The organism is Mesorhizobium sp. M0991 (assembly GCF_040318915.1).
Lineage (GTDB): Bacteria > Pseudomonadota > Alphaproteobacteria > Rhizobiales > Rhizobiaceae > Mesorhizobium.
Map to the genome: position 1 here is coordinate 466,117 of NZ_JAMYNE010000001.1, position 12,557 is coordinate 478,673.

A 12,557-nucleotide genomic window follows, 5' to 3' on the forward strand; every position below is an offset into this window, starting at 1 on the left:
GATCACTACCCGGCATCTGCTGGCGCCTCGGCGCGTTCGGTCAGGCCGTAATCGCGCACGACATGGGCGATGCGCAAACGATAGTCCGCAAAGATACCGCCGCGCCCGGCCTTCTGCGCCTGCCGATGTTCCTGCGTGTTGCGCCAGGCCTTCACCGCGTCCTCGTCGCGCCAGAAGGACAGCGACAGGATGCGGTTCGGATCGGCAAGGCTCTGGAAGCGCTCGATCGACAGGAAACCGTCGATGCCGTCGAGCAGCGGCCGCAGGTCGGCGGCGATGCTGAGATAGGCATCGCGCATGCCCGCCGCCGGCTCAACCTCGAAGATGACGGCGATCATGGCTTCACCAAAGGAGCATGCGGCCCAGAGGCTAGCTTGAGGAAGATGCGGTCCTCCTTCAGGATGAATTTTTCCCGCCGGGCGAACTCGTAATTCGCCTTGCCGGCGGGATCGGCGGCGAGCCGGGCGCGGTAGGCTTCGTAGGCCGCAAGACTGTCGATGTTGTAGGCGGCATAAGCTGTGGTGGCCGAGCCTTCGTGCGGCGCGAAATAGCCGATCAGATCGGCGCCGCAGCGCGGGATCGCCTGCCCCCAATTGCGGGCATATTCCTCGAACGCAGCCTTGCCGAACGGATCGATCTCGTAGCGGATGAAGCAGGTGATGGTCATTTTTCGCCTCCTTGGCGGTAGATGTTTTCTTGCGGTCACAGTTCGAGCCAGGTCGAAACGTTCCGAAGATCGATATGCTAGGCAAATCCCTCGCTGATCATGCCTGCCAGAACGATTTCGCGCATTCGCGGTGGACGTCTTCGAGTGTCAGACCAAGGTCACGCAGCAGATGATCGTCGATCTCGGCGAGGTCGAGACGCTGCGAATAGCGGTCGTACCACCGCTTCAGGAGCCGCAGCCGCAAGCGGCGCAAGACAAAGAACGGGAACGGCCGGCGAGCAGGCACGGCGCTGAGAATGGTCCTTGCAGGCATCGTCGTCTCCTTGATTTGCATCGAGATTAATGCTTATCTGACGAGGATGCTTCGATGAGGAACGAACTATGCGCGAAGGACCTGACATAGCCCGCATTGCCAGCCTGGTGGGCGATCCGGCGCGGGCAAACATGCTGTCCGCACTGATGGGCGGCACGGCACTGACGGCGAGCGAATTGGCACTCGAAGCCGGCGTGTCGCTGCCGACAGCGAGCTCGCATCTGTCGAAGCTGATGGAAGGCGGGCTGCTGACGCTGGCGAGCCAGGGACGGCACCGCTATTACGGCCTCGCCGGCCCGCAGGTGGCTGGAATGATCGAGGCGATCACCGGCGTCGCTGCTGCTGTCGGGCCACAGAGGGTGCGACCCGGCCCTCGCGACGCAGCCATGCGCGTGGCGCGGGTCTGCTACGACCACCTCGCCGGCGAGCAGGCGGTGGCGATGCTGGACCGTCTTGTCGCTCGACAAGTGCTCCTGCGCGACGACGAGGAGATTCAGCTTGGGCCGTCGGCCGACTCGCATTTCGCCGCGATCGGCATCGACGTCCATACCAAAGCGCGGCGACCGGTGTGCCGGGCCTGCCTCGACTGGAGCGTGCGGCGTTCGCACCTTGCCGGCACGCTGGGCGCCGCCATTCTAGACAAGATCCTCGCCGAGAAATGGGCGCGGCGCGAGAAGGACAGCCGTGCTGTGATCTTTTCACCGGTAGGCAAGCAGGCCTTCGAGAAGACGTTTCTCGCCTGACGGCGCCCTTCGATGCGCTAGAACGCGTTCGTCGTTTCAAGGAAACGCCGAACCGCTCTAGCTTTTTTGTTTTGGCGCAATTCCGGACGGAAAACCGTTTCACACTTTTCCTGGAATTGCTCTAAAGCGCGTCGCGTTCGACCGGCCTCATGCGATGCGCTTTAGGTTCTTGTTTTGATGCATGTCGTTATCGCAAAACCGCTGCACACTTTTGCGCGACATGCATTAGCCGCGCTTGAGCGGCTTGGCCTGCCTGAAAAAATCAGCCCAGGGATCGGCTTGCCCGAGCCGCTTCAGCGTCGTCTTGTCGCCGATCGGAAAGGCGTTCGGCGGCAATCCAGCCTCGATTTCCGCCCACGTCACCGGCATCGAAACCGTGGCGCCTTTCTTGGCGCGCGACGAATAAGGCGCAACCGTGGTGGCGCCGCGGCCATTGCGTAGATAATCGACGAAAATCTTGCCCGTGCGCGCCTTCTTCGACAGCGTCGCCGTGTAGCGGTCGGGTGCGCCCTGTTCGAGCGCTCGGGCGAACTCATGGGCGAAGCCTTTGACCTCGTCCCAGTCCGCCGACGGCTTCAGCGGCACGAGGACATGATAGCCCTTGCCGCCCGAGGTCTTGACGAAATTAGGCAGGGACAGTTCGTCGAGCCGGCTGCGGATATCGAGCGCCGCGGCACGCACCGCCTTCACGTCGACACCCTCGTCGGGATCGAGATCGAAGATGATCTGGTCGGGTTTTTCCAGCTCGTCCGTGGTCGAGCCCCAGATGTGGATCTCGACGACGCCGAGCTGCACCAGGGCCACGACACCGTCGAAATCGCGGATGAACAATATCTCCTCGCCGTCGGTGGGATCCTTCATCACGGCGATCTTGTCGTGCATGCCGGCCGAGGCATGTTTTTGGAAGAACCGTTGGCCGCCGACCCCGTCCGGCGCCCGCACGAGGCTGAGCGGCCGGTTGATGACGAATTGCTTCATGCGCGGCCAGACCAGCGCGTAGTGATCGACCAGATGCTGCTTCGAGACGTTCTCCTCGGGCCACAGAAGCTTGTCGGGGCGGGACAGTGTAACCGAGGTTTTCGCCGCGCCTGCGGGTTTGGCGGGCTTTGGCTTCGGCTCTGCCGCGGCTGAGCGTGCTTTCGGTTTCTCCTGCACGACTTCCTCCGCCGGCTTGTCCTCGCGCAATCCCTGGAACGAGGCGTGGCGTATTATACGGTCCGACGTCCAACTGCGAAACTCCACTTCGCCGACAAGTTCGGGCTTGACCCAGACCAGCCCCTTGCCCCTTGGCACCGCCCTGTCGAAGGGCGAGGTTGTCGTCTTCAGCGCATCAAGCCTCTTCTTCAGTTCGTTGGTGCTTTTGGCCGTGAAGCCGGTGCCGACGCGGCCGGCATAGCGCAGCTTGCCGCCCTCGTGATAGCCGACCAGCAGCGAGCGCAGGCCGCGCCCGGTCTTGTCCGACGGCATGTAGCCGCCGATGACGAATTCCTGGCGTGCCGTGCATTTCGACTTCACCCACGAGGGAACACGGCCGCTGCGGTAGGGCGCATCGGCGCGCTTGGAGACGACGCCTTCGAGGCCCAGGCGGCAAGCGTGCTCCAGCATGATCTTGCCGGGCTCGGCAAAGTGGTCGCTGAAGCGCACGGCCTGATCCTCGGCCTGTCCGGCGAGCAAGGTGCGCAGCCTTTCCTTGCGCTCGACCAGCGGCTCGGAACGGATATCCTCACCGTTGAGACGCAACAGGTCGAAGACATAGTAGATGAAACGGTCCGTACGGCCCGCCGACAGATCTTGCTGCAGCAGCGAGAATGACGAGACACCGTTATCCGCCAGCACGACGATTTCGCCGTCGATGATCGCATCGGTGCATTTCAGGCCGCCAAGTGCCGCGACAATTGCGCCACCGAATTTGTCGGTCCAGTCGAGGCCGGTGCGTGTCAAAAGCCGCACCTCGGTGCCGGCAAGCTGCGCCTGCATGCGATAGCCGTCGAACTTCACCTCATGCAGCCAGTCCTTGCCGGGCGGAGCGTCCCGCTCCAGCGTTGCGAGCGCCGGTTCGATGAATTCGAGCCGCCTTGCCGCGACTGCCTTCTTGCCGGTAGCCGGCCTGTCGGACTGCCAGACCCTTGGCTTCTTGCCGTCGGCGGTCTTGCCTTCGCCGACCTCCTCGATGGTCAGGCCGGATTTCACCGATTGCGGCGCCTCCTGCAAAATGTCCTCGCCCGGACGCGCGGCGGCATCGTCGGATTTGATCAGCAACCAGTTGTCACGCTTTTCGCCCGGACGCGGCTTCAGCCGCACCAGATGCCAGGCGCCATGCAATTTGTGGCCGTGCAATTCGAAGTTGATGTGGCCTTTCTTCATTGCCTTTGCCGGGTCGCCATCGGGGACCCAAGTTCCCTCGTCCCAGACGATGACCGAGCCGCCGCCATATTGGCCCTTGGGGATAGTGCCTTCAAACGGCGCATAGTCGATCGGGTGGTCCTCGACGTGGACGGCGAGCCGCTTTTCGTGCGGGTCGAGGCTCGGGCCTCGCGTCACCGCCCAGCTCCACAGCACACCGCCATGCTCAAGGCGCAGGTCGTAGTGGAGCCGGGTGGCGGCATGCTTGTGGATGACGAAAATGCCACCCGGCTCGCTTTCTTGCCGCGCGAGAGCTTGCCGGCCGGTTCGGCGGTCTTCTTGAAATTGCGCTTGGCGTGATACTGCTCGAGGCTGGCCATGGTCTGATCCTAAGCAGATTTGCGCCGAGCGGCTTTGGGCTTGGCGCCTTTTGCCGGGCGTCCGGTCTTTGTCGGCGCACCGGCTTCCGACGAAAGGCTCTTCTTCAGTGCATCGAAGAGATTGACGACGTTGGAGGGCCGTGGTTCTGCCTTTGTCTTCGGTGCCTTCTTGCCGGCCTTCTTGGCGCGGACCAGCTCGATCAGCGCGTTTTCGTATTTGTCCTCGAATTCGGAAGGATCGAACTTCGCCTGTTTCTCATTGACGATGTGTTCGGCCAGCCTGATCATCTCGGCGTCGGTCTTCACCGGCTTGATGTCGCCGAACACCATCTCGGGCCTGCGAACCGTATCGCCATAGCGTAGGGTCGTCAGCAGCAGACCCTTGCCCAACGGCTCGATGACCACCGGACGTTCGCGGCGATAGAGCACGATGCGGGCTAGCCCCGCCGTCTTCTTGGCGGCCATGGCCTCGCGGATGACTGCGAAGGCCTCTTCCGAGACCTCGTCCGCAGGCGTCAAATAATAGGGGGTATCGAGATAGATCTGCTGAATCGAGGATTTTTCGATGAAACCATCGAGGCTCATCGTATGCGAGGATTCGATCTGCACGGCTTCGATCTCCTCCTCCTCGATTTGGACGAAGTCGCCGTCGCCGATCTCGTAGCCTTTGATCTCGTCGCCTTCATCGAGCGGCTTGCCGCTTGCCGAATCGACATAGACGCGCTTGACGGTATTGCCGGTCTTGCGGTTGAGCACGCGGAACGAGACTTTCTCGGCCTGGGTGACGACATTGGTCAGTTCGACGGCGCAAGTGACCAGCGAAAGCTTGAGATACCCTCTCCAGGCGGGGCGCGGCGCCATGACAAACTCCCTGCGCGACAATGTTCAACCGAGAACGGGCAAAGCCCGTTCCGGTTCCGGCGGCGCAAAAGGCAAGTCCGGGGTTTCGGCCCAGCCTTGCCTTGAACTCAATTCTCTATCGCTGCCCTACTCGGCGGCTTGCAGGTTGATCTTGCTTTCCGCCATCTCGGTAAGCTTGCGGTCGGTTGCCTGCTCCTCCTTGAGATTGTTGGCCAACACATTGGCGCAGTCACTGCGGCCCAGTTGCTTGGCCCAGGCAATCAAGGTGCCGTAACGGGTCATCTCATAATGCTCGACCGCCTGGGCGGACGCGATCAGCGCAGCGTCGAGGACCTCCTTGTCGGCGATGTCGCCGCTGACGTCGTCGGCCTCTTCGAGAATGCCGTCGATGGCCGGGCAGTCGACCTGCTTGGCCTTCACGCCGTGCAGTTCGAACACCTGCTCGACACGCTGGATATGACCCTTGGTCTGGGCGAGATGTTTCTCAAAGCCGGCTTTCAGCTGCGGATCACTCGCCTTGTCGATCATCTTCGGCAGCGATTTCTCGATCTGTTTTTCCGCGTAGTAAATGTCGCGCAGCGTGTGCACGAAGAGGTCGTCGAGTGTTTTGATATCCTTCGAAAAGAAGCCCATGGCCTTTGCCTTTCCATTGCTCTTGCGGTTTTCAGATTTTTGGCTGCGGCTCAACCGAGCACCACAGCTTGCGGAACCGGTTCGTCCCGGCACTGGGAAATCAACGTGCGGCTGACGGGCCGGTTCCTGGTTTTTCGACCACGTGCACGGAAATTTCGCGGTCCAGCAAGAACCTGAAACAAAACCGCGCTTCTGCGACATTCAGGCGAAACATATGTGATGCAAAAGTCACACTGGACGAAATGCCGACGGACTGCATGGAAACACCGCGAATCAGCCGCATTCCAGCCATGAACAAAGGCATTTTCGACCAGAGATTAACATCGCGTTCACCGACTATTCACGCCTGGACGCTATGATCCCCGCAATTCGGAAGGGACATCCGAAACGGGACAGGGACCGAGTAAAATGAGCTTCTGGAATCAAATCGCCGGCTATGCCGCCGCCATCCGCGAATTCGTCGCGCCGACCTATCGACCCGAGCGCTATTACATGCGCGGCCCAGGCCCCGCCTGCGCGCGCCGTGGCAACACGCTTGGGATCAGCGTGCACTGATGATGAGCATGGAGAGCCGTCACGACAGCCGTATCTGCCGGCCCGACGCCGACAATCGGTCAACGACCTATCGCGCCGAGCGCCCTGCGCTGACCGACAGACGGCGTGCGACACCGCCAAGCTTCTAACATTCCGGGCTTTGATCCAGCCGCCGGCAGGCTTAGTGTCGCCTGACACCAGCTGCCGGGCGCCACGTGATCGTCAAGCCGAACCATTCTCCTGAGCCGCCAGAATTCGAATCGAGTCGCCCGTTGATCGTGTTCGACGGTATTTGCGTATTGTGCTCGGGCTTTGTGCGCATGGTGGTGAAGCTCGACCGCAAGGGCCGCTTCCATTTCGTAACGGCGCAGTCGCCCTTCGGCGAGATGCTGTTCAAGAAATACGGGCTGCGGACGGATCGCTACGAGACCAATCTCGTCATCGTCGATGGCGCCGCTTTCACCCGCCTGGACAGTTTCGTTGCCGTCATGGCCGAACTCGGCTGGCCGTGGCGGGCGGCGCAGATCCTGCTGCTGTTGCCGCGCCCGCTTCGCGACTGGCTCTACGACCGCATCGCAAAGAACCGCTACGCCCTGTTCGGCAAGAAGGACAATTGTGAAATCCCTTCCGCCGAGGTGAGGACAAGATTGATCGGCTAGGCTCATTGCCGTGGCCGGAGCGGCGCTGGGCATTTTGGGGGAACTGCGGATGAAGGTTCTTGTCGTCGGCGGCTATGGCACCTTTGGCGGTCGCACCGTCGAGCTTTTGGAGGGCGAGCCGCGTCTGATCCTGTTCGTCGCCGGGCGCTCGCTCGCCAAGGCTGACGCGTATTGCAAGAGGCGCGCCCCGACAGCAGCCCGGCTGGTGCCGGCACTGTTCGACCGTGACGGCGATCTCGCCGCGCAACTCGCTGCATTTGAGCCTGATATTGTGGTCGACGCGAGCGGTCCGTTCCAGGCCTATGGCGAGGGACGCTATCGCCTGATCGAGGCATGCATCGCCCGGCGCGTCAACTATCTCGATCTTGCCGACGGCTCGGATTTCGTCGCCGGTGTCTCTGCGTTCGACGAGGCGGCGCGAAACGCCGGCGTCTTCGTGCTGTCCGGCGTCTCGAGCTTTCCGGTGCTGACGGCGGCGGTGGTGCGTCGCCTGTCTTCGGACCTGACGCGGGTTGACGGCATTCGCGACGGCATCGCGCCGTCGCCCTTCGCCGGTGTCGGCGGAAACGTCATTCGCGCCATCGCCGGTTACGCCGGTCAGCCGGTGCGCCTTGTTCGTAATGGCCGTCCCGAACAAGGCCGTCTGTTTATCGAGCAGCTGCGCTACACGATCGCGCCGCCGGGCCGGCTGCCGCTTCGAAACACGCTGTTTTCGCTGGTCGACGTTCCAGACCTGCGCGCCTTGGCCGCGCTTTGGCCGGAGGCGAGGACCATCTGGATGGGAGCCGGGCCGGTACCCGAGGTGCTGCACCGCGCCCTGATCTGCCTCGCCTGGCTGGTGCGCGCCGGATTGATCAGTTCGCTTTCGCCACTGGCGCCGCTGATGCATCAGGCAACGAACCGGCTGCGCTGGGGCGAGCATCGCGGCGGCATGTTCGTCGAGGTGGAGGGATCGGACCGCACGGGCGCCATCGTCAAGCGCTCGTGGCATCTCTTGGCCGAGGGCAATGATGGGCCGCTGATCCCGTCTATGGCGGTCGAAGCGCTGGTCCGCAAAGTGCTGGCCGGACATCAGCCGGCGCCGGGCGCACGGGCGGCGGTGCGCGATTTGGAGCTCCGGGATTATGAGGCCCTGTTCGCCGGGCGGACGATCTACACCGGCTTCGGGAACGGGGCCGCGGACGAGGACAAGCCGCTTTATGCCGAGCTGCTCGGTGCCGCCTGGCAAGGCCTTCCCGAGGCAATTCGGTCAATGCATGACCGTACGATCACCGCCGCAGGCCGCGCGCGCGTCGAACGCGGGCGCAATGTTCTTGGCCGGCTAATGGCCTGGATGGTCGGCTTCCCCGGGGCAAGCGAGGACATCCCGGTTCATGTCCGCTTCGACACCGACAAGGACGGCGAGACCTGGACGCGGACATTCGGCAAGCACAGTTTTTCGAGCCTACAGTTCGCAGGCCGGGGTCGATCGCAACGCCTGCTGTGCGAACGCTTCGGCCCGCTGACCTTCGCGATGGCACTGGTTGCCGAGGACGGCCGGCTGGCACTGGTCTTGCGCCGCTGGAGCTTTTTTGGCCTGCCGCTGCCGATGTGGCTCGGTCCACGCTCGACTTCCCACGAAACGGTGGAGGATGGCCGCTTCCGCTTCCATGTCGATATCTCGCATCCGCTTGCCGGCATGATCGCTCGCTACCGCGGTTGGCTGGAGCCCTCCGGTGCGCACGGCTCCAGCGAGATCGTGTCGCCTGCCACCTTGGCCAATTCGCGGCAGTCCTGCGCCGTGCACAGTGTCCAGCCCTGACCCGTAGCGCCCGAGGCGGCGAGCACGAGGCGCCGCTTTGGCCCGACCTTGGGCGCATAGACCCACCAGCCGTCGCGCAGCGCCGAGCCCTGCGGCGGCTCCATCCCGGCGCCCGATCCCTTGATGCGGGCCTCGACCAGCTCCAGGCCGAACGGCAGCACCTTCCAGTCTTCCTGCCACTGGGTCTTCTCCACCGAATGCACCCAGGAGAGCGTGAAGGCAGCGACCGCGAGCGTCACCGTCTTGCCGGCCGCGACGATGCAGAGGCTCATGCTGAATTGGCCAGCGAAGCCTGCCGCGCGCGCCAGCAGTGCCAGCCGATCCAGGCAACGGACAGCGCCCAGCCCGCCTCGTCGGTGAGCGGCAGCGCCGCAACCAGCAGCACGCCGGCGGCGAACGCGACGAGGCGTTCCCACCAGGCCATGCGCCGGGCGAGAAATCCGACGGCCGCGGCGCCCCACAGGACGATACCCATGCAGGCTTTGATGACGATATAAGCGACCTCGACGGGATAGCCGAACTGGGCGGCGATCGGGCCGGGATCCTGCAGCATCAGCGCCGGGGTATAGACCGCCATGAACGGCACCACGAAGCCGGCAATGGCAAGCTTGGTTGCCTGGATGCCGATCTTGAGGCCGCTTTCCTTGGCCATGGGTGCGGCGGCGAAGGCGGCCAGCGCCACAGGCGGGGTGAGATCGGCCATGATGCCGAAATAGAAGACGAACATATGGCTGACCACCAACGGCACGCCGAGCGACAGCAGCGCTGGCCCGGCCAGCGACGAAGTGATGATGTAGTTGGGAATGGTCGGTATGCCCATGCCGAGCACCAGGCAGGTGAGCATGGTCAAAAGCAGCGACAGGAACAGATTGTTCTCGCCGATCGAGATGATCCAGCCGATGAAGGTCGAGGCGATGCCGGTAAGCGTCAACGTGCCAATGACGATGCCGACGATGGCGCAGGCAATGCCGACCGGCAGCGCGTTCTTTGCTCCCTCGGCAAGGGAATCCACGCATATGCGCAGCGTCTCGCGCCCGCCCTTGAAGGTGAGGCAGGCTGCGACCAGCACGGCGATGACCACGCTGAGGATGTTGACGCCAAACTTCATGAAGGAGGCGGCGGCAAGCCCGAGCGCCAGCCAGAAGACGACGCGGAAGGCGAGCGGCCCGATCGATGCTGCCAGCGGCGTGCCGAGGATGAGCACAATGGTCAACGCCAGGCCCATGGTGCCGGCGAAGACCGGTGTGTAGCCGGCAAACAGCAGGTAGATCAGTGCGGCGAGAGGCAGTACCAGCGGCCAATGTTGTCTCACTGCATCCCACGGATTCGGCAGGTCGGCCTTGGCCATGCCGTGCAGCCCGGCCTTGCCGGCTTCCAGGTGCACCTGCCAGAAACACGCGCCGAAATAGAGCAGCGCCGGAATGATCGCCGCCTTGACCACCGCGGCATAGGGGATGTTCAGGGTCTCGGCCATGATGAAGGCAACCGCTCCCATCACCGGCGGCATGATCTGGCCGCCCATCGACGAGGTCGCCTCGACAGCTCCGGCGAAGGCCGAGCGGAAGCCGAAGCGCTTCATCAGCGGGATGGTGAACTGGCCGCTGGCCACCACATTGGCGACGCCGGAACCCGAAATGGTGCCCATCAGCGCCGAGGACAGCACGCAGACCTGCGCCGGGCCGCCGCGCCATGAGCCGACCAGGCCAAGCGCAAAATCGTTGAACAGCGCGATCATGCCGGCGCGCTCAAGAAAGGCGGCGAAGACGACGAAGATGAAGATGTAGGCGGCCGAGACATAGATCGGCGTGCCGTAGATGCCTTCGGTGCCATAGGCGAAGGTGTCGACGAGCTGGGCGAAATCATAGCCGCGATGGATGAAAGGCGGCGGCAGATGATTGCCGGCAAATGCGTAGGCGAGAAAGATGAAGGCAATGACGGCGAGCGGCAGCCCCATCAATCGCCGCGCCGCCTCGAAGACCAGCACGACCAGCACCGCGCCGACGATCAGGTCAGGCGTGGTGAGAAAGCCGGAGCGGCGGATGAGGTCGGCATAGAACACCCAATTGTACAGACCGGTGGCGAAGCCAAGCAGGCCGAGCGTCCAGAACACTGCTTTCGCCGGGACGCCTTTGGCGCGCAGATTGGCGATTAGGGCAAAGCCGAGCAGCAGCAGGAAGCCGACATGCATGGCGCGTACGACCTGGCTCGGCAGGCTGCCATAGGCGGCGATGTAGATCTGGAAGATAGAGAACGCGATGGCGATAAAAAACGCCGCCTTGCCGGCGATGCCTTCGCCGAAGCCAGGCGGCAATCCTTCGACAGGGATTTCGGCGGTGGGGGAAAGAATCGTCGGGGTTTCGGTCATTAGCGGGGTTCCTGGCGGGGCGCTCCCCTCCCCCTTGGGGGGAGGGTGGACAGCCGCCGAAGGCGGATGGACGTGTGGGATAACCTCAACTGCCTCGACCTTTGCCTGAACGAGGGAGCGCGTCGCCGAGGACCCCTCCCGGCCCTGCGGGCCACCCTCCCCTCAAGGGGGAGGGGACGCTTTACTTGATGAGCCCCTTTTCCTTGTAATACCTCTCGGCGCCTGGATGCAGCGGCACCGGCATGCCGTCGAGCGCCTTGGCCGGGTCGATCGCCTTGGCGGCGGCGTGGGCAGCGGTGAGCTGGTCGAGATGCTCGAACAGCAGTTTGGTCATCTGGTAGGCGGTCTCGTCGGAGACATCGGCGCTGGTGATCAGGAAATTGCCGACGGCGGCGGTCGCGACATCCTCGGTCTGGCCCTCATAGGTGCCCTTGGGGATGACCACGGAAAGATAGGGCGAGCCGATCTTGGCGACGTCCTCCGCCGGCACGGCAACGATGTTTACCGGCACTGAGGTGGCGAGGTCACGGATCGACGCGACCCCAAGGCCAGCCGATTGCAGCGTGGCGTCGAGCTGGCGGTTCTTGATCAGTTCCACCGATTCGGCGAAGGGCAGATATTCGATCCGCCCGAGGTCTTCGTATTTCAGCCCGGCAGCGGCAAATATCGTGCGGGCGTTGAGCTCGGTGCCCGAGGCCGGCGCGCCGACAGATAAGCTCTTGCCCTTGAGATCGGCGAGCGTCTTGATGCCGGATTCCTTGCTGACGACGATCTGGATGTAGTTGGGATAGATGGCGGCGATGCCGCGCAGCTTATCGAGCTTGCCTGGGAAGCCGGCTTCGGTATTGCCTTCGGCGGCCAGCTTGACAGAATCGCCCAGCGCGAAAGCGATCTCGCCCTTGCCCTGCTGCAAGAGATTGAGGTTTTCGACCGAGGCCTTCGTCGCCTGCACCTGGGTGCGCGCGCCTTCGATGCCCTTGCCGTAGATTTCCGACAGCGCGACGCCGAGCGGATAGTAGACGCCGGACGTGCCGCCGGTCAGCACGTTGATGAATTCCTGTGCCTTGACTGATACCGCGCCAAGGCCAAGCGACAGCGCCAGCACGCCCGCCGCAATAAATTTCGTCCTGAAATTGGGCATGCGATTTCCTCCCTGAAAATTCGGCCCGTGCCCTCCTCTGCGGCACGAAGCGAGGCGAGTTTAGACAGCGGGCGGGAAATGCCAACCCGCAATAGCAGCGATTAGACGAACGGCTAA

General features: G+C 63.2%; 12 protein-coding genes and 1 pseudogene. 4 read left to right on the plus strand and 9 right to left on the minus strand.

The window, feature by feature from the left end:
• Positions 1-5 precede the first annotated feature (5 nt).
• From NKH70_RS02295 to NKH70_RS02305, 3 genes are all read right to left on the minus strand, one after another.
• Positions 6-338, minus strand: coding sequence for an antibiotic biosynthesis monooxygenase family protein (locus NKH70_RS02295; RefSeq protein WP_353024792.1), 333 nt, complete (start codon positions 336-338; stop codon positions 6-8).
• A complete protein-coding gene (locus NKH70_RS02300; protein WP_023679000.1) occupies positions 335-667 on the minus strand; it encodes an NIPSNAP family protein in 333 nt (110 codons plus the stop codon). Before NKH70_RS02300 ends, NKH70_RS02295 begins: the two co-directional genes overlap by 4 nt.
• A 97-nt stretch (positions 668-764) precedes the next feature.
• Positions 765-980, minus strand: coding sequence for a DUF1127 domain-containing protein (locus NKH70_RS02305; RefSeq protein WP_352977008.1), 216 nt, complete (start codon positions 978-980; stop codon positions 765-767).
• A 68-nt stretch (positions 981-1,048) separates the two neighbouring features.
• Between NKH70_RS02305 and NKH70_RS02310 the strand changes: the two genes are divergently transcribed.
• Complete coding sequence (locus NKH70_RS02310) at positions 1,049-1,723, plus strand: ArsR/SmtB family transcription factor (RefSeq protein WP_353024793.1); 675 nt, start codon at positions 1,049-1,051, stop codon at positions 1,721-1,723.
• A gap of 225 nt (positions 1,724-1,948) precedes the next feature.
• Here the strand turns inward: NKH70_RS02310 and ligD are convergent.
• The 3 genes and pseudogenes from ligD to NKH70_RS02325 form a co-directional block, all read right to left on the minus strand.
• Positions 1,949-4,446 (minus strand): annotated as a pseudogene (gene ligD / locus NKH70_RS02315) (DNA ligase D).
• A gap of 9 nt (positions 4,447-4,455) precedes the next feature.
• Positions 4,456-5,307 (minus strand): non-homologous end joining protein Ku, encoded by an 852-nt coding sequence (ku, locus tag NKH70_RS02320; RefSeq protein WP_352716044.1) that lies wholly within the window; start codon positions 5,305-5,307, stop codon positions 4,456-4,458.
• Between the two features lie 126 nt (positions 5,308-5,433).
• A complete protein-coding gene (locus NKH70_RS02325; protein WP_352469066.1) occupies positions 5,434-5,940 on the minus strand; it encodes a YciE/YciF ferroxidase family protein in 507 nt (168 codons plus the stop codon).
• Positions 5,941-6,348: 408 nt separating this feature from the next.
• Between NKH70_RS02325 and NKH70_RS02330 the strand changes: the two genes are divergently transcribed.
• From NKH70_RS02330 to NKH70_RS02340, 3 genes are all read left to right on the plus strand, one after another.
• Positions 6,349-6,495: a hypothetical protein gene (locus tag NKH70_RS02330; protein WP_023718851.1), complete on the plus strand. Its 147-nt coding sequence runs from the start codon at positions 6,349-6,351 to the stop codon at positions 6,493-6,495.
• A gap of 257 nt (positions 6,496-6,752) precedes the next feature.
• Positions 6,753-7,133, plus strand: coding sequence for a thiol-disulfide oxidoreductase DCC family protein (locus NKH70_RS02335; protein ID WP_352912221.1), 381 nt, complete (start codon positions 6,753-6,755; stop codon positions 7,131-7,133).
• Positions 7,134-7,182: 49 nt separating this feature from the next.
• Positions 7,183-8,934 carry a saccharopine dehydrogenase family protein gene (locus NKH70_RS02340; RefSeq protein ID WP_353016111.1) on the plus strand — a complete coding sequence of 584 codons (1,752 nt, stop codon included), beginning with the start codon at positions 7,183-7,185 and terminating at the stop codon, positions 8,932-8,934.
• Here NKH70_RS02340 and NKH70_RS02345 read toward each other — a convergent pair.
• The 3 genes from NKH70_RS02345 to NKH70_RS02355 form a co-directional block, all read right to left on the minus strand.
• Positions 8,823-9,206, minus strand: a complete 384-nt coding sequence (locus tag NKH70_RS02345; protein ID WP_352912179.1) for a DUF1850 domain-containing protein — start codon at positions 9,204-9,206, stop codon at positions 8,823-8,825. The genes NKH70_RS02340 and NKH70_RS02345 overlap by 112 nt on opposite strands.
• Positions 9,203-11,299 carry a TRAP transporter permease gene (locus tag NKH70_RS02350; RefSeq protein WP_352977012.1) on the minus strand — a complete coding sequence of 699 codons (2,097 nt, stop codon included), beginning with the start codon at positions 11,297-11,299 and terminating at the stop codon, positions 9,203-9,205. Before NKH70_RS02350 ends, NKH70_RS02345 begins: the two co-directional genes overlap by 4 nt.
• 181 nt (positions 11,300-11,480) lie before the next feature.
• On the minus strand, positions 11,481-12,440 hold the full coding sequence (locus tag NKH70_RS02355) for a TAXI family TRAP transporter solute-binding subunit (protein ID WP_352912183.1): 960 nt from the start codon (positions 12,438-12,440) through the stop codon (positions 11,481-11,483).
• Positions 12,441-12,557 lie beyond the last annotated feature (117 nt).